We start from the raw sequence: 16,297 nt of genomic DNA, 5'->3' as shown, positions 1-16,297 counted from the left end.
ACATGCTTCGCGTTCGCATCGCAAGACGGTCTCGGAAGGGGTTGGACCAGCCTCTTAGGCTCGCCTAAGAGAGAGCTTGAATCCCTTCCTCCCAGGAGAACTGCATGAGCAGGCAGCTGCGCGTCGCCGTGATCGGTGCCGGACCGGCTGGCATCTACGCCGCCGACATCCTCACGAAGTCCGAGGTCGACGTCACGATCGACATCCTCGACCGCGACCCGACACCGTTCGGCCTGATCCGCTACGGCGTCGCTCCTGACCACCCGCGCATCAAGGAGATCATCAAGGCGCTCAAGCGCGTGCTCTCCCACGACGACATCCGCTTCTTCGGCAACGTCAACTACGGCTCCGACCTCAAGCTCGACCACCTGCAGCAGTTCTACGACGCCGTCATCTTCGCCACGGGCGCGCGCGCCGACCGCGACCTCGACATCCCCGGCATCGACCTCAAGGGGTCGTTCGGCGCTGCCGACTTCGTCTACTGGTACGACGGTCACCCCGACGTACCCCGTGACTGGCCGTTCGACCCGGCCGCCGAGTCGGTCGCGGTCCTCGGCGTCGGCAACGTCGGGCTCGACGTCGCGCGCATGCTGGCCAAGACCGCGGACGAGCAGCTCGTCACCGAGATCCCCGACAACGTCTACCGCGGGCTGGCGGCCAACGCCGCCAAGGACGTCCACGTGTTCGCGCGTCGCGGGCCCGCCCAGGTGAAGTTCACGCCGATGGAGCTGCGCGAGCTGTCGCACTCTCCCAACATCGACGTCATCGTGCACCCCGAGGGCTTCGAGCTCGATGAGGGCTCGATGGACGCGATCCGCGCCTCGAAGTCGGTCAAGCTCGTCGTCGACGTGCTGCAGAACTACCTCGCCAAGGAGCCGACCGGCGCCGCGCACCGGATCCACATCCACTTCTGCCAGAGCCCCACCGAGATCCTCGGCGAGGACGGCAAGGTCGTCGGGCTGCGTACTGAGGTCACCGAGCTCGACGGCACGGGCAACGTACGCGGCACCGGCGAGTTCAAGGACTGGCCGGTGCAGGCGGTCTATCGCGCGGTGGGCTATCGCTCCGACAACCTCGCCGGAATCCCGTTCGACAGCGGCACCGCGACGGTGCCCAATGATGGCGGCCGGGTCATCGACATCGACGGCCAACCGCTGCCCGGCGCGTACGTCACCGGCTGGATCAAGCGCGGACCCGTCGGCCTCATCGGCCACACCAAGTCAGACGCCGCCCAGACGATCGAGCTGCTGCTCGCCGACATCGACAAGCTCCGGGCGCCGGCCAACCCCGCGCGCGAGGACGTCGACGCCTACCTCGAGGGACGCGGTATCGAGTTCACGACCTGGGCCGGCTTCGAGAAGCTCGAGGAGCACGAGATCGCGCTCGGCGAGGCCGTCGGCCGCACCCGCATCAAGGTGGTCCCCCGCGACGAGATGGTCGAGATCTCCCGCGATTTGTGACCTTGAGGGCGCTATCGCGCCCGGATGACGCCTCGAACGTCACACATCGCGGGGGTCAGGGGCGCTTGGGGAACTGGCTGAAGTCGGGCTTGCGCTTGGCCTTGTAGGCCTCGCGGCCCTCCTGCGCCTCGGCATTGCCGTAGAACAGCAGGTTGGTGTCGTGAGCCAGCTGCTGGATGCCGGCGTAGCCGTCCTCGTGCGCATGGAACGACGCCTTGCTGAGGCGCAGCGCGTAGGGCGACAGCTCCAGCATCTCGCGGCACCACTGGATCGTCTCGGCCTCGAGCTCGGCGAGTGGAACGACGGTGTTGATGAGCCCCATGTCGAGCGCCTGCTGCGCGTCGTACTGGCGGCACAGCATCCAGATCTCCTTGGCCTTCTTGGGGCCGACGAGGTCGGAGAGGACACTGGCGCCGTAGCCGCCGTCGAACGAGCCGACCTTGGGCCCGACCTGGCCGAAGACCGCGTTGTCGGCGGCGATCGTCAGGTCGCAGACCAGGTGCAACACGTGGCCGCCGCCGATGGCCCAGCCGGCGACCATCGCGATGATCGGCTTGGGCGTACGGCGCATCTGCACGTGCAGGTCGGTGACGTGGAAGCGGCCGACGGCGTTCTCGTCGGTCTTGTAGCCGCTGTCTCCGCGAACCCGCTGGTCTCCACCGGAGCAGAACGCCTTGTCGCCCTGGCCGGTCAGGATGATGACACCGACCTTCTCGTCCTCGCGAGCCACGTTGAGCGCGTGGCCGATCTCGATGATGGTCTGGGGCCGGAACGCGTTGTGGACCTCGGGACGGCAGATCGTGATCTTGGCGATGCCCTCGGGCGAGGTCTCGTAGGAGACGTCTTCATAGTCGCCGGCAGCGTTCCAGGTGACAGGTGCAGTGGTCATCCCGCCACTTTAGTGAGACGTCTGGATCGGGCTATCGGCGGAGGACCTGTACGTGACAGGTGCCTCCGGCCTTGGGTGCCGGGATCTTGGCGAGGGCGAACGTCGCCGAGCCGCCGGCCCCGATGTTGGAGAGCTGCTTGGTCATCGCCTGCTCGTCGCTGCCGGCTGCCTCGCCGACCAGGACCGTGACCTGGAACGTCGCCTTGTTCTTGCCGGCGTTGGAGATCGTGCCGGACGCGTTCCAGTCGCCCTTGGCATCTTTGGCGCACAGGAACTGCGACAGCGCCTCGGGCGCCGGGGTGCCACTCGGTGCCGCGATGGTCGGCTTGGGCGGCGCCTTCGTCGTGGTCTTGGTCGGTGTTGCCGTGGGCTCGGACGCAGGATCGGATCCACCGCCGCATGCGGCGAGCATCAGCAACAGGGCTACCGCGACCGTACGCATGACGCCATCCCATCACGTATCGACGACGTGCCAGCGGAGGCGCGGCATGAGGGATCGAGCCCGCGAGATACTATGACGTCCTACTATCTTTCAGGGAGCAGCGATGAGCAACATCGAACGCATCGGAGTCATCGGCGGAGGCCTGATGGGATCTGGCATCACCGAGGTGTCGGCCCGTGCCGGACTGGATGTAGTCCTCGTCGAGGTCAGCAGCGACGCCGCGAAGGCCGCCTCCGAGCGGGTCGAGGCTTCGCTTCGCCGCGCCGAGCAGCGCGGCAAGATCGAGTCGTCGGAGGTCGACGCGGTGCTGAGCCGCATCACGTACGCCGACGACCTCGAAAAGCTCGCCGACCGCGATCTCGTCGTCGAAGCCGCGTCGGAGGTCGAGCAGACCAAGCTCGACCTGTTTCGCCGGGTCGGCCAGATCCTGACCAAGGACGACGCGATTCTGGCCTCCAACACCTCGTCGATCCCGATCGTCAAGCTCGGTGCCGTGTCGGGGCGCCCGCACCACGTGATGGGCGTGCACTTCTTCAACCCCGCACCCGTCATGCAGCTGGTCGAGCTGATCCCGTCGCTGACGACGTCGCCCGAGACACTCGACCGCATGCGCTCCTGGGTCACCGACGGGCTCGGCAAGAAGCCGATCGACGCGACCGACCGGGCAGGATTCGTCGTCAACTCGCTGCTCGTGCCCTATCTGCTCTCGGCGATCCGCATGTATGAGGCGGGCTATGCGTCGGCCGATGACATCGACCGTGGCATGGTGCTCGGCTGCGGCCACCCCATGGGGCCGCTGGCGCTCAGCGACCTGATCGGGCTCGACACCGTCAAGGCCATCGGACAGTCGATGTATGAAGAGTTCAAGGAGCCGCTCTACTCACCGCCGCCGCTGCTCGACCGCATGGTCGACGCCGGGCTGCTCGGCAAGAAGAGCGGACAGGGGTTCTACGGCTACGACGCCTGACGGGTCGGCTCCCTGACGCCGTTGGCGACGTCGGGGAGCTGCGGCTCGACCCACAGCACCGCCACGGCGATCTCGAGCAGCACTCCGGCGAGCAGCAGTCCGATCCACACGTCACCCAGCCCGCGACCGATCAGCAGGCCGGCGACTGGCGGCCCCGTGACCGACGCTGCCTGGAACGCCGCAGAGTTGAGCGCGTTGTAACGGCCGCGCAGGTGATCGGGCGCCAGGTCGTTGACCATCGCGGGGACGGTCGGCTGCAGCAACGTCTCACCCAACGCAAAGACCGAGGCGCAGCCGGCAACCAACAAGGTCGCACCGACCGTGCCCGGGATCCACGACGTGGCTCCGAGCAGCATCCACGAGACGGCCCACATCACGGCCATCACGACCACGACGCGGGTGCGGCGATGACCGTCGACGCGACGCAGGACGAGCAGCTGGAGGAGCACGATGACCAGGGTGTTGGCCGCGAACGCCCAACCCAGCGCGCGAGTCGACACCTCGCTGACGGCCCGCGCGTATGCCGGCATCCCTGAGTTGAGCTGCGCATAGCCGATGAACGCCGCGACGAACGAAAGCAGCGTGAGGGGCAGGACACCGGGGCGTCGCAGCAGTGCGAGGTAGCCGACGCCGCCGGCATCGGCTTGCTCCTCGACCTCTGACAGCTCACGTCGATGGGGGCCACCGGCGTGCCGCAGGGGACCGAGCAGGAGGAGCGTCGCCGGGAGGTAGCTCGCCGCCTCGACGAGGTACATCGTCTGGAACGTCACCGGTCGGTCGACGTCGGCGACGAGGCCGCCGATGATGCCTCCGATGCCGACGCCGAGGTTGAGCAGGGCGAAGTTCATGCCGAAGTAGCGTGGCCGGATCGCCGAAGGGACGATCGTCGCCACCATCGACTGCGACGCCGGCCAGGACAGTCCGAAGCTGGCTCCGACCAGTGAGAGCCCGACGACCGCGACGGGAATCGTCTCCGCGAATGCCATCACGATCTGCCCGCTGAACGCCATCATCAGGCTGCCGATCATGGTCTTGCGGGCACCGATCCGGTCGATCACGACACCGCCCGGACCCACCACGACGACTCCGGCCAATGACAGCAGCGCCATCAGCAGCCCGACGGTGTCGAGGCTGAAGCCGCGGATCTCGTGCAGGTAGACCACCCAGAACGGCAGCACAAGGCCCGTGCCGATGAACTGGAATGCCACGACCGACAGCAGCAGCCGGCCCTCACGGGGAAGGTCGGTCCAGAACGTGCGGAGCGGGACAGGCGAGGGCTGGACGCTCATGTGAGCGGGCGGGATGTGGCAGTCACGCGTCCACTCTGGCTCATGGCACTGACGAAAGGGTCAGTGGCCGCCCTTGAGGATGCGAGCCAGGGCGCGCTGCTCGCGGCGCCAATTCGCTGGAAGGGGTAAGAATGAGAGCACCGTTACATCCGCGACTGGCACGCCGGAGGCCACTGTGTTCTATCCGCTGACTGTGAACGACTTCCTCGACCGCGCCGTCACGGTCTATCCCGATCGCATCGCGGTGGTCGACGAGCCCAACCAGCCCGCCGAGTCGTGGGGCGAGATCACGTACGCCGAGCTCGGCCGCCGAGCTCGCGCCCAGGCGGCGGCGCTCGACGGGATGGGTGTGCCGGTCGGTGGCCGGGTGGCGATCGTCTCGCAGAACTCCGCTCGCATGCTCACGTCGTTCTACGGTGTCTCCGGGTGGGGCCGTGTGCTCGTACCCGTCAACTTCCGGCTGGCCGTCGCCGAGATTCGCTACATCGTCGAGCACTCCGGCGCCGAGGTCCTGATGGTCGACCCAGACCTGCGCCACCTGGTCGACGAGATCGAGTGCAAGCGGTCGTTCGTGCTGGGCGAGGACGACGACAAGATCTGGGGCTCGACCGCTGAGCCCGAGCCGTGGGCCGGCGACGAAGGTGCGACCGCGACGATCAACTACACATCCGGCACGACCGCTCGCCCCAAGGGCGTACAGCTGACGCATCGCAACAACTGGCTCAACGCCACCGTGTTCGGGTGGCAGGCCTCGGTGTCTGACCGCGACGTCTATCTCCACACGCTGCCGATGTTCCACGCCAACGGCTGGGGCCACCCGTTCACCGCCACCGCGATGGGCGTGACCCACGTGGTGCTGCGACAGGTCGACGGCACCGAGATCCTCAAGCGCATCGAGAAGTACGGCGTCACCTACCTGTGTGCGGCTCCCGCCGTCGTGGCGGCCGCCCTCGACGGCGCCAAGACGTGGGACGGCGAGATCCCGGGACGCGACCGCGTACGCATCATCGTCGCCGGAGCTCCCCCGCCGACCCGGACGATCGAGCGCGTACGCGAGGAGCTGGGGTGGGAGTTCATCCAGATCTACGGACTCACCGAGACTGCGCCATTGCTGACGATGTCACGCATGCGCGCCGAGTGGGACGATCTCGACCCCCACCAGCAGGCCCTCAACCTGGGCCGCGCCGGCGCCCCGGCCGTGGGCGTGCGCATGAGGATCGACGACGAGGGAGAAGTGCTGGCCCAGTCCAACCACAACCTCGAGTCCTACTGGGACAACCCCGAGGCCACGGCCGACGCGCAGGCCGACAACTGGTTCCACACCGGCGATGGCGGCACGTTCGAGGACGGCTACATCACGATCGCCGACCGCAAGAAGGACGTCATCATCACCGGCGGCGAGAACGTCTCGTCGATCGAGGTCGAGGACGCGCTGATGTCGCACCCCGCCGTCAAGGAGGTCGCCGTGATCGGCATCCCCGACGAGAAATGGGGTGAGCTCATCACGGCACTGATCGTGCTCGATCCCGATGAGCCTGCCGTCGACGAGGCAGCTCTGATCGCGCACTGCCGCCAGCACCTGGCCGGCTACAAGTGCCCCAAGCGCATCGAGTTCCGCGACGAGCTGGCCCGGACGGCAACCGGCAAGCTGCAGAAGTTCAAGCTGCGGCAGCCGTTCTGGGAGGGACAGGAGCGCCAGGTCAACTGACCCGCCGAGTTGAGATACCATCGGTATCTCAACCCCCGAAGGGCCCCCATGACCTCCCTGCACGATCCCCTGACCCTGCCCTGCGGCCAGGTGCTCCCCAACCGCCTGATGAAGTCAGCCCTCAGCGAGGTGCTCGGCAGCAAGAGGCACGCACCCACGGCCGAGCTCGAGCGGCTGTACGCGACGTGGAGCAACGGCGGCTACGGACTCATCGTCACCGGCAACGTCATGGTCGACCGCACCCAGATCGGCGAGCCCGGCAATGTGGTGATCGAGGACGAGCGCGACCTCGACGGGCTCTCGCGCTGGGCCAAGACGACCCAGGACAGCGGCACACCGATCTGGATGCAGATCAACCACCCGGGACGCCAGGCCAACCTCGCCTCGCTCCGCACACAGCCCGTCGCTCCCAGCGCCGTCGCCCTCAAGGTCCCCGGCGCCTCCAAGCCGCGCGAGCTCACCGGCACCGAGATCGAGGACATCATCGAACGCTTCGCCACCACGGCTGCCGTCGCCGAGACCGCCGGGTTCAACGGCGTGCAGGTGCACGGTGCGCACGGCTACCTCGTGGCCCAGTTCCTCTCACCCCTGGCCAACCTCCGCGACGACGAGTGGGGCGGCGACCCGGAGCGCCGTATGCGCTTCGTGCTCGAGGTCGTCCGGCGCATCCGGTCACGCGTCTCCCCCGGGTTCGCGGTCGGCATCAAGCTCAACTCCGCGGACTTCCAGCGCGGAGGCTTCACCGAGGAGGAGTCGCGTGACGTCGTCGCCGCCCTCTCACAGGAGGGCCTCGACCTGATCGAGGTCAGCGGCGGCAGCTACGAGGCGCCCGCCATGATGGGCAGCGCCGCCCGGAGCACGCGCGAGCGGGAAGCGTACTTCCTGGAGTACGCCCGCGCAGTCCGCGATGTTGCCGGTGGCGTGCCGCTCGCCGTGACCGGCGGCAATCGGACACGTACCGCCATGGACGCTGCTCTGGCCTCCGGCGACACCGACATGATCGGCCTCGGCCGACCCACCTGCACCACCCCGGACTCGGCCAACGTCATCCTCGGCGCCGAGGACTCCCGGATCGAGGCCCACTCGGTGGGTTACCGACGTACGGGACTCCTCGCCAAGGCGATCGACCTCAAGGCCGTCAACGGCGCCGTCGAGCTCGCCTGGCATGAGGACCAGCTGCACCGGCTCGGCAGGGGCAAGAAGCCCGATCTCGGTCGCGGCAAGCTGCGTACGACCGCCGCACTGATCAAGCGCAGCGGTCGTGGAGCGCTGAGCAAGAAGCGGAGCTGACGCCGCCTCGCCAACTCGACAAGTTGCCCAGTTGGTGGCCCGATCTGGGCGGCAATCTGTGGTATCTGTCCATCCGTGGGTGCATCGCTTGTCCATCTATGCTCGGTGAGGTCCCTTGGAGTCAGGGCGACGCCGAGGAGGACGCATGTTCGAAGAGGGCCAGTACTTTGCACCCGTCGTCACCAAGGGTGACGGCAGCCTGTCGGTCGAGCTCGGTGACGGTCATCCGGGGCTGAACGACCCGGTCTACCGCGAGCGGAGAGACCTGCTGGCGACCCAGGCCGACCGGTGGAGACCGGGCGAGCCCGCCGCCGACGTCGCCTACACACCCGAGGAGCACGAGGTCTGGCGCGTCGTGTGCGAGGACCTCAAGGCCAAGCACCAGACGTACGCCTGCCGCGAGTTCCTCGACGGCAAGGAGGCCCTCGGGCTTCCCCTCGACCGCGTGCCCCAGCTCGAGGAGCTGTCGGACAAGCTCGAGCCCATGACCGGGTTCCGCTACCGGCCGGCTGCCGGGCTGGTGCCGCTGCGCGACTTCTACGGCGCCCTCGCCGATCGCGGGTTCTGGGCGACCCAGTACGTACGCCACCACTCCGTCCCCCTCTACACACCTGAGCCGGACGTTCTGCACGAAGTCGTCGGCCACGGCAACACGCTTGCCGACCGCCGCTTCACCGAGCTCTACGAGGCCGCCGGTCACGCCGCGCGACGCGTCGAGTCCGACGAAGCGCTGGAGTTCGTGAGCAAGGTCTTCTGGTTCACGCTGGAGTTCGGCGTCGTGCACGAGGACGACGGGCTCAAGGCGTACGGCGCCGGCATATTGTCGAGTCCCGGCGAGATCGAGGAATTCCGCGGGATGACGATCCGCCCGCTCGACATCGTCGACATGGGCACGCAGGACTACGACATCACGCACTACCAGGAGGTGCTGTTCGCCGGGCGATCCTTCGACCACGTCCGTGACGTGGTCGGCACGTTCTGGGCCGAGTGCACCGACGACTCGATCGCCAAGCTGCGCGCCGAAGCCGCCTGATCGGGCAAGAGCCAACCGGCCCGCAAGCGTGTGCTCGCGGGCCGGTCGGCTCATGTCAGGTCCTGAGGAGGAGATCAGGGCCTGATGCTGATGACGTCTCCCGCCGGGACGAACCGCTTGTCGGCGGCGTTCCACTTGATCGGACGGAATCCGTCGATACCCGTCAGCAGGTCAGGCTGGCTGAACCACTTGATGCCGTTGATCAGCATCGGTGACGCGTAGTCCTGCTCGCGGGCGGCTTCCATGACGCTGAGTCGCGTCAGACCATCATCGGAGCTGGCAGCCTGCTTGAGCGTGTTGATCAGCAGGTCGGCCTGCGTCCAACCCGAGACGGCCACGGCGTTGCCGATCACGTCGTCCGGGACTCCGGCTTCCTTCATCTGCGCGAGGTACTCCTTGACTCCGGCGTCGTCCTTGTTCTCCGGGGCGTTGGGGTCCTTGCCGAAGGCACCGAGCTCGACGCCGTCAGCTGCCTTGCCCGCGGCGACGTACTCCACGGCATTGACGCAGTTGCTCGGCTTCAGCACGAGCTTGGGCTCGTACCCGATGCGTCCTCGCGCGGTGTCGAACGCACCACAGGTTCCGGTGACGCCACCGTGGTAGACGACCTCGACGCCCTTGGCCTTCAGCGTCGTCGCGGCAGCAACGGGATCAGCGTCCGATGCCACCTCGGTGATCTTGAGGTCGGCAGCCTTGGCCGCAGCCTGGAACGCCTCGCTCTGGACCTTGCCGGATGCCGTCTGGTTCTCGGCGATGCCGATCTTGGCACCGTCGGGGAAACGGTCCTTGATCAGGTTGACGAGGAACTTCGCCTCGTTCTTGGCGAGCGGCAGGATCGTCGTGGTCCACGGGAACTGCTTGACGTCGACGTACGCGTCAGTCGAGGAGCTCGGGTAGAGCATCGGCGTACAGGCCGCGTTCTGGTCGTCGACCATGGCGCTGAGCGGGCCGGTGCCGAACGTCGCAAGCGCGTCGACCTTTTGGCTCTCGATGAACTCCGTGCCGTTGGCCTTCGCCTTGTCGGGCTGGAAGGCATCGTCCTTGTACGTGACCTTGACCTTGACGCCGTCGATGCCGCCCTTGGCGTTCTCGGCCGCGATCCGCGCGTCGTACCCGGCGGTGGCCAGCTCGACCGCACCGGCGACAGGGCCTGACAGCGGCGCGCTGTAGCCGACGTCGAACGTGCCCTTGATCGGGGCGGTGGCCGAGTCCGGGTCGTTGCAGTCGTCGAGGTTGATGCTGAACTTGGACGGATCGGACGACGAGTCGGACGAGTCGCCGCCACCGTCGCTGCTTCCGCCACAGGCGCCGAGCGTCAAAGCTGCGATCGCCAACGGAATTGCGAGGCGCCGTGCCCCGGCAACGTGGTTGATTTTCATGTCGTGCCTTTCTGCGTACTTCGTGGAGATGCGGACGCATCGCCCCGGACTTGGGAAGTGCGAGCTGCTGGTCGTCTAGGTCTTCGTGACCCCTTCCGGCTTCCGCGGAATGCCAGGCGTGACGACCACTACCTTGCGCACCGCCTTGGTGATCCCCCCGACGATTCCGGCCGGCGCCACGAAGATCACGAGGATCAGCACGACGGCGAACAGCACGGCAGCCACCTGCCCCTGCCCCAGCTCAGCTGTGTAATAGGGAACGAACACGACCGCGAGGGCGCCCAACAGTGGGCCACTTCGTGTCGCCTCGCCTCCGATGACCAGGCCGATCAGCAGGGTGATGCCGGCAAGCAGGGTGAAGGATCCCTCCGCGAACAGGCTCCCGATGTACATCGCGAACAGGCTTCCGCCGACTCCCGTGATGGCACCCGACACCCCGAACGCGGTCGTCTTCATGACCGCGATGTCGATGCCGGAGGCCGACGCGGCGATCTCGTTCTCGCGCACGGCAATCATCGCCATGCCGTAGCGACCACGGACCAGGTTGTGGACGGCCCACATCACGATGATCAGGACCACGACGCACAGCCAGTAGAGCCACTGGCCGCGCTCGCCGAGGGTGAATCCCGACCAGTCCGGCGGCCTGAGCTGCTGGCGACGGATCGTCATGCCTTCAGCGCCTCCCGTGAGGTCGTCGAAGTGCGCGATGATCTCGGGGAAGGCCACACCGAATGCCAGCGTCACCATCGCGAGGTAGAGACCGCGGATGCGCAGGGCCGGCAGGCCGACCAGCAGCCCGACGATCAGGCACAGCACGAGAGCCGCCGGGATCGTCATGAGCGGGTCCCACTCGTACTTCACGACGAGGACGCCGGTCGTGTAGGCACCCAGGCCGAAGAAGGCCGAGTGACCGACCGACAGCAGCCCGACATATCCGGTCGCGACGTTGAGCCCGGCGATGGCGATCGCGAAGATCGCCACGCGGGTCAGCTGCCCCTGGTTGAACGGTGCGAGCTGGCTGCCCCACAGGATGATCAGGACCGCGACCACTGCGCCGACGCCCAGCATCATGGTGTGCGCCCGGCTGCCTCGTCGTATGACGATCGGGCCCTTCGTGGAAGCCTTGTCGGTCGCGGGCTTCGATTCGCGCATCTCGGTGGTCACACTCGCTCCAGTCGACGCGTTCCATAGAGTCCGGTGGGCCTCACGACCAGCACCACGACGATGAGGATCAGGGCAAAGGTCAGGGAGAACGAGCCTCCGATGAAGGTGGCGTAGCCGTTGATCATCGCCAGCCCGACGCCCATGACCAGGCCGCCGACGACCGCCCCCTTGATGCTGTCGAGACCGCCGAGCAGCGCACCGGCGGAGGCGAAGATCAGCACCTGGAACATGGAGGCGAGGTTGAGCTGGCCGGGCGGGATCGTCGGCACCAGCATGACTCCGGCGAGCGAGCCGATCGCCGCCGACAGTCCCCAGCTGACCGTGAGGATGCGGCCGACCTTGATCCCGCAGAGGGCGGCGGACTCGGGGTTGGTCGCCACGGCGCGCATCTCGAGTCCCAGGCTGGTCTTCTTGAAGAGCATCGTCAGGCCGACCACGACGGCGAGAGTGACGGCGCAGACCAGGATCGAGTCGTAGTGCAGACGCGCACCCGCGATCGAGATGTAGTCGTTCTCGCCCGAGGGGAACATCGTCGGGAAGACCTTTTCGTCCGAGCCCCAGATCCAGCCGTCCAGCCCGTTCAGTCCTGTGAACAGGCCCAGGGCAACGATCAGGATCGCCGTCTCGTCCCTTCGTCGTACCGGACGGATGAGCACCCGCTCGGCGACGGCACCCATGATGAATCCCAGGATGATGACCGGCACGATCGCCACCCAGATGCTGAGGCCACGCTCGGTGAGCCACCACGCGACGTACGTCGTGAAGAGGGCGAACTCGCCCTGGGCGAAGTTGATGGTGGTCGAGCTGCGAAACACCACCACGAGTGCCAGGGCGATCAGCACGTAGATCGATCCGGCAGTCATGCCGGAGAAGAGCCTCGAGAGGAAGATGTCCATCGAATGAGTCCTAATAGCCTAGATACGCTTGGCGGATGTTGTTGTTCTCGCGGAACGATTCGGCGGTTCCCGACGACACCACGGAGCCGACCTCGAGCAGGTAGACACGAGCGGCGATGTCGAGCGCGAGCTCGGCGTTCTGCTCCACGAGCAGCAGCGAGGTTCCGGACTCGGCGCTGACCTTGCGCAGCGTGTTGAAGAGCTCCTGGACGATCAGTGGCGCCAGGCCGAGGCTGATCTCGTCGCACAGGAGCAGCCGAGGCCGACTCATCAGTGCGCGGGCGATCGCGAGCATCTGCTGCTCACCACCCGACAGGGTTCCAGCCACCTGGTCGGCACGCTCGGCGAGGCGCGGGAAGATGCCGAACCACCGGTCGATCTCTTCGTCGACGTCCTTCTTGCTCGGCAGTGCCGAGCCGCCGACGCGGAGGTTGTCGGTGACGTTGAGCGCCGTGAGCGTGCCGCGACCCTGGGGAACCAGGCTGACTCCGTGCCGGAGCATCTGGTCGGGCCGGGGGTTGCCCACCGACGTGCCGTCCACCAGGACGTCACCCGAGTGGGGGATGATGCCGGCCATGGCCCGCATCAACGTGGTCTTGCCGGCACCGTTGGCCCCCAGCACCACCACGACCTCGCCGGTGCCGACCGTGAGGTCGACGTCGTTGAGGACGTTGACCTGTCCGTAGCCGGCCCGGAGGCCGCGCACCTCGAGCAATTCGGTCATGCCGTCCTCCCGAGGTAGGCCTCGGCCACTGCTGGGTCACGCTGGACCTCGGCGGGTGATCCGTCGGCGATGATCCGGCCGAAGTCCATGGCGACCACGTGGTCGGAGATGCCCATCACGAGTCCCATGTGGTGCTCGACGAGCAACGCGCTGAAGCCGAAGTCCTTGCGCAGCTCGAGGATCAGCTCGCCCAGCTCGTTGACCTCCGAGTGGGTCAGGCCGCCGGCGGGCTCATCGAGGAGCAGAAGCGACGGACGGCTGATGAGCGCCCGGGCCAGCTCGACTCGCTTGAGGGTGCCGAACGGCAGCCCGGCCGCAGGGTGGAACGCGACGTCAGTCAGGTCGAGGCGCTCGAGCAGCTCCCAGGCCTCGCCCTCGATGCGTCGCTTCGCGGCGCGGGTCGTGGGCCAGCCCAGGATCGACGGGATCAGATGTGGGGTGCTGGTGCTGTGCGCTCCGACCACGGTGTTCTCGAGGACGGACAGCGTCGGGAAGAGCGCGAGGTTCTGGAACGTACGCACGATCCCGTGCTGCACGATCTGGTGGCGTCGCAGCGAGAGCAGGTCCGAGCCGTTGAAGCGGACGGATCCCTCTTCGGGGCGGTAGATCCGCGTGATGCAGTTGAACAACGAGGTCTTTCCGGCGCCGTTGGGGCCGATCAGCCCGCAGATCTCGTTGTCGGCCACGTCGAACCCGACGTGATCGACCGCCGTCACACCACCGAAGCGCATGACCAGCTCGGATATCTCCAGCACCTCAGACCTCCTCTGCTCTCCGGTTCTGCCTGACCTTGCGGGGCGTGATGCCCATCACTATAGTTAGCAACGTGACTAAGTTATACCCCATGCAGATGAAGCGGTCAACGGTCCGGCTCGAGCCGATTTCCGTGCCGCCGAGGCCCCCTCTTGTGGGCCCCATCGGTCTGCTCGGCGCGCCCAGACCTGATAGTCATGTGCCATGACCAGCCTCGAAGACCGCCACCTCGAAGACGGCGACTCCACCCCTCTCGAGGCGGGCGGACCCAACGCGATCGCCGTCGCCAACGGGGTCCTGGCCGACGAATGGTCGCTCTGGATCGTCCGCCAGGCCCTGCGGGGAGCCACCCACTACACCGACTGGCTCAACCTCGGTCCCATCCCGGGATCGGCCCTGACGACCCGGCTCGCGGCACTCGTCGACGGGGGCGTCCTGTCCAAGCACCAGTACAGCGATCGACCCGTTCGGTACGAATACCTCCTCACGCCACGTGGCCGGCAGGTCTGGCCGATCCTGATCTCGATGTGGGCGTGGGAGAAGGGCTGGGTCGACGATCCCGAGGTCAACCTGCCCCGGATGCGGCACACCACCTGCGGAGAGTTCTTCGACCCGATCCTGACGTGCGAGTCCTGCCACGCCGCGATCCGGTGGCGGGACGTGGAGGGCAAGGTGGGACCCAGCGGAGACTGGTCACGCAACCTGCAGATCACGGCGCGCCGCCAGCGTTCCCGCAACGACAAGCGGCCCAGCGAGGTCGTGAACGAGACGATGGAGCTCATCGGCAACCGTTGGTCCATCGCGATCCTGGGTGCGGCCTTCCTCGGCATCACCCGGTTCAGCGAGTTCCAGAAGCGACTGTCCGCGTCGCCCACGATCATCGCCGATCGACTGCGCGCCTTCGCCGACATGGGCGTGCTGGCCCAGGTCCCGACACCCGAACGCGCCGATTGGATGGACTACCGGCTGACCCCCAAGGGCCTGGCCTTCCTGCCCGTCGTGCTGCTGATGATCCAGTGGGGACAACGCTGGTTCAAGGCACCGGACGGTCCGGCGCTCGTGATGCACCACGTGGAGTGTGGCGCATCGCTGCACGTGATCCTGACCTGCAGCGCGTGCCACGAGCCGCTCAGCGGTGCATCGATCGAGGCCGTCGAGTCAGGCACCGGCGTCGTGACCGGACCACTGCCGTAGCAACCCGGGCCGTGTCCTAGTCGGGCAGGTGGCTCTCGCTGCCGAGCCGTGCGCCCGCACGTGAGACCAGACCGGGACCCTCGAAGGCGATCTCGCGTCGCGCGAGCGCGCCGTTGCAGGTGTTGCAGGTGAAGCGGGGCTCGAGCTCGGCCCCGCAGGCGGTGTGCAGCAGTGACAGACCGGACTGGCCATCGCCCGCAAGCCATCGTCCGGCCCAGCTGTTGATCGTCGCGGTCACCGAGAAGAAGTCGATGCCCTTGGGGGTGAGGCGGTACTCCTGCCGCTTGCCTCCGACACTGACCGACTCCCGGCTCAGCATCCCGGTCGCCACGAAGAGCTCGAGGCGGTGCGTCAGCGTCACCGGAGAGATCTGCAGGTGGGACTGGAACTCGCTGAACCGGCGGCTGCCCATCAATGCGTCCGACAGGATCATGGTCGACCATCGATCTCCCAGCACGCCGGACGCGTCGATCGGGCTGCCCATCGCCGGCGAGCGCCGCGACCGGCGACTCACCACGTCCAGCAGCAGCCGGTCGTCCACGCTGCCCTTGACGTCACGGGCCGTCAGGCCGATGGCCCCGCAGTGGCCACACCCGAAGACCGGTCGCGTCGACTGACCGCAGACGAAGTGCCGCAGCCGCAGGCCAGCATTGGGGTGATTGGCGCCGGCCCACGTACGGTCCCAGGCCCACAGGGCGATCATCACCCGCCACAGGTCGAGGCCGGCGTCGGTCAGGAGGTACTCGTGACGCGGTGGATTGTCCTGATAGGCGCGCGTACGCAGGACTCCGTCGTCGACCAGGCTGCGCAGGCGCCTCGACAGAACCGGGTCGGAGATGTTCAGCGAGTCGCGAAGGTCCTGGAATCGGCGTTGCTCGGCGAAGATCGCTCGCACAAGCCGGATGGTCCACATGTCGCCCAGCAGGACCAGCGCGCGACCCAGCGGCGAGGACGTGGATTCGACGTCCGGGGTGCTCGCGTTATCGGTCACGTCACACCCTTCGGCTCATGCAGCAACGCCTGGCGGCTCGGACTGCCGTCCGGCACACGCCAGCGTAGTACAGCCGGGCCAGATGCCGTCATCACAGGGCAGATCCGTTGACATGTCA

15 protein-coding genes are annotated in these 16,297 nt (G+C 67.2%); 6 read left to right on the top strand and 9 right to left on the bottom strand.

The genetic code is table 11. The annotated features are described in order from the left end of the window. The first annotated feature begins 104 nt into the window (after positions 1–104). Positions 105–1,460 carry an FAD-dependent oxidoreductase gene (locus ABD683_RS09900; protein WP_344769540.1) on the top strand — a complete coding sequence of 452 codons (1,356 nt, stop codon included), beginning with the start codon at positions 105–107 and terminating at the stop codon, positions 1,458–1,460. 55 nt (positions 1,461–1,515) lie between these two features. Here ABD683_RS09900 and menB read toward each other — a convergent pair whose 3' ends face one another. Then, positions 1,516–2,349 carry a 1,4-dihydroxy-2-naphthoyl-CoA synthase gene (gene menB, locus ABD683_RS09895; protein ID WP_344769539.1) on the bottom strand — a complete coding sequence of 278 codons (834 nt, stop codon included), beginning with the start codon at positions 2,347–2,349 and terminating at the stop codon, positions 1,516–1,518. 31 nt (positions 2,350–2,380) lie between these two features. Beyond that, entirely contained in the window at positions 2,381–2,791 is a 411-nt protein-coding gene (locus ABD683_RS09890; RefSeq protein WP_344769537.1) for a hypothetical protein, read from the bottom strand. Between the two features lie 112 nt (positions 2,792–2,903). Here ABD683_RS09890 and ABD683_RS09885 point away from each other — a divergent pair, with 112 nt between their 5' ends. Further along, complete coding sequence (locus tag ABD683_RS09885) at positions 2,904–3,758, top strand: 3-hydroxybutyryl-CoA dehydrogenase (protein WP_425548530.1); 855 nt, start codon at positions 2,904–2,906, stop codon at positions 3,756–3,758. Here the strand turns inward: ABD683_RS09885 and ABD683_RS09880 are convergent. Then, complete coding sequence (locus ABD683_RS09880; protein WP_344769535.1) at positions 3,746–5,047, bottom strand: MFS transporter; 1,302 nt, start codon at positions 5,045–5,047, stop codon at positions 3,746–3,748. The two genes, ABD683_RS09885 and ABD683_RS09880, sit on opposite strands and share 13 nt — an antisense overlap. A gap of 193 nt (positions 5,048–5,240) precedes the next feature. Here ABD683_RS09880 and ABD683_RS09875 point away from each other — a divergent pair, with 193 nt between their 5' ends. From ABD683_RS09875 to ABD683_RS09865, 3 genes are all read left to right on the top strand, one after another. Further along, on the top strand, positions 5,241–6,755 hold the full coding sequence (locus ABD683_RS09875) for a class I adenylate-forming enzyme family protein (RefSeq protein ID WP_344769534.1): 1,515 nt from the start codon (positions 5,241–5,243) through the stop codon (positions 6,753–6,755). Between the two features lie 48 nt (positions 6,756–6,803). After that, positions 6,804–8,045, top strand: coding sequence for an NADH:flavin oxidoreductase/NADH oxidase family protein (locus tag ABD683_RS09870; RefSeq protein WP_344769533.1), 1,242 nt, complete (start codon positions 6,804–6,806; stop codon positions 8,043–8,045). Positions 8,046–8,190: 145 nt separating this feature from the next. Then, entirely contained in the window at positions 8,191–9,078 is an 888-nt protein-coding gene (locus ABD683_RS09865) for a phenylalanine 4-monooxygenase (protein WP_344769531.1), read from the top strand. Positions 9,079–9,152: 74 nt separating this feature from the next. Here ABD683_RS09865 and ABD683_RS09860 read toward each other — a convergent pair whose 3' ends face one another. The 5 genes from ABD683_RS09860 to ABD683_RS09840 form a co-directional block, all read right to left on the bottom strand. After that, positions 9,153–10,457: an ABC transporter substrate-binding protein gene (locus ABD683_RS09860; protein WP_344769529.1), complete on the bottom strand. Its 1,305-nt coding sequence runs from the start codon at positions 10,455–10,457 to the stop codon at positions 9,153–9,155. A 75-nt stretch (positions 10,458–10,532) separates the two neighbouring features. Continuing rightward, positions 10,533–11,621, bottom strand: a complete 1,089-nt coding sequence (locus tag ABD683_RS09855) for a branched-chain amino acid ABC transporter permease (RefSeq protein ID WP_344769527.1) — start codon at positions 11,619–11,621, stop codon at positions 10,533–10,535. Then, positions 11,618–12,517, bottom strand: a complete 900-nt coding sequence (locus tag ABD683_RS09850; RefSeq protein ID WP_344769525.1) for a branched-chain amino acid ABC transporter permease — start codon at positions 12,515–12,517, stop codon at positions 11,618–11,620. The genes ABD683_RS09855 and ABD683_RS09850 overlap by 4 nt, the downstream gene beginning before the upstream one ends. A gap of 10 nt (positions 12,518–12,527) precedes the next feature. Further along, the gene (locus ABD683_RS09845; RefSeq protein WP_344769523.1) at positions 12,528–13,241 is read right to left on the bottom strand and encodes an ABC transporter ATP-binding protein; all 714 of its coding nucleotides are present in this window, start codon (positions 13,239–13,241) and stop codon (positions 12,528–12,530) included. Continuing rightward, positions 13,238–13,996 carry an ABC transporter ATP-binding protein gene (locus tag ABD683_RS09840; protein ID WP_344769521.1) on the bottom strand — a complete coding sequence of 253 codons (759 nt, stop codon included), beginning with the start codon at positions 13,994–13,996 and terminating at the stop codon, positions 13,238–13,240. The genes ABD683_RS09845 and ABD683_RS09840 overlap by 4 nt, the downstream gene beginning before the upstream one ends. 202 nt (positions 13,997–14,198) lie before the next feature. Between ABD683_RS09840 and ABD683_RS09835 the strand changes: the two genes are divergently transcribed. Beyond that, complete coding sequence (locus ABD683_RS09835) at positions 14,199–15,188, top strand: winged helix-turn-helix transcriptional regulator (RefSeq protein ID WP_344769520.1); 990 nt, start codon at positions 14,199–14,201, stop codon at positions 15,186–15,188. Between the two features lie 16 nt (positions 15,189–15,204). Here ABD683_RS09835 and ABD683_RS09830 read toward each other — a convergent pair whose 3' ends face one another. Continuing rightward, the gene (locus ABD683_RS09830; protein WP_344769518.1) at positions 15,205–16,179 is read right to left on the bottom strand and encodes a winged helix-turn-helix transcriptional regulator; all 975 of its coding nucleotides are present in this window, start codon (positions 16,177–16,179) and stop codon (positions 15,205–15,207) included. Between the last annotated feature and the right edge of the window lie 118 nt (positions 16,180–16,297).

This window comes from Aeromicrobium panaciterrae, from assembly GCF_039537165.1.
In the GTDB taxonomy this organism is placed as follows: domain Bacteria; phylum Actinomycetota; class Actinomycetes; order Propionibacteriales; family Nocardioidaceae; genus Aeromicrobium; species Aeromicrobium panaciterrae.
The sequence above is the reverse complement of the archived record's forward strand: the minus strand, read 5'-3'. Positions and strand labels throughout refer to the sequence as shown.

Coding starts and splice junctions, on each gene's coding strand:
- ABD683_RS09900 (WP_344769540.1), top strand. CDS start 105: ATGAGCAGGCAGCTGCGCGTCGCCGTGATCGGTGCCGGACCGGCTGGC.
- menB (WP_344769539.1), bottom strand. CDS start 2,349: ATGACCACTGCACCTGTCACCTGGAACGCTGCCGGCGACTATGAAGAC.
- ABD683_RS09890 (WP_344769537.1), bottom strand. CDS start 2,791: ATGCGTACGGTCGCGGTAGCCCTGTTGCTGATGCTCGCCGCATGCGGC.
- ABD683_RS09880 (WP_344769535.1), bottom strand. CDS start 5,047: ATGAGCGTCCAGCCCTCGCCTGTCCCGCTCCGCACGTTCTGGACCGAC.
- ABD683_RS09870 (WP_344769533.1), top strand. CDS start 6,804: ATGACCTCCCTGCACGATCCCCTGACCCTGCCCTGCGGCCAGGTGCTC.
- ABD683_RS09865 (WP_344769531.1), top strand. CDS start 8,191: ATGTTCGAAGAGGGCCAGTACTTTGCACCCGTCGTCACCAAGGGTGAC.
- ABD683_RS09860 (WP_344769529.1), bottom strand. CDS start 10,457: ATGAAAATCAACCACGTTGCCGGGGCACGGCGCCTCGCAATTCCGTTG.
- ABD683_RS09850 (WP_344769525.1), bottom strand. CDS start 12,517: ATGGACATCTTCCTCTCGAGGCTCTTCTCCGGCATGACTGCCGGATCG.
- ABD683_RS09845 (WP_344769523.1), bottom strand. CDS start 13,241: ATGACCGAATTGCTCGAGGTGCGCGGCCTCCGGGCCGGCTACGGACAG.
- ABD683_RS09835 (WP_344769520.1), top strand. CDS start 14,199: ATGACCAGCCTCGAAGACCGCCACCTCGAAGACGGCGACTCCACCCCT.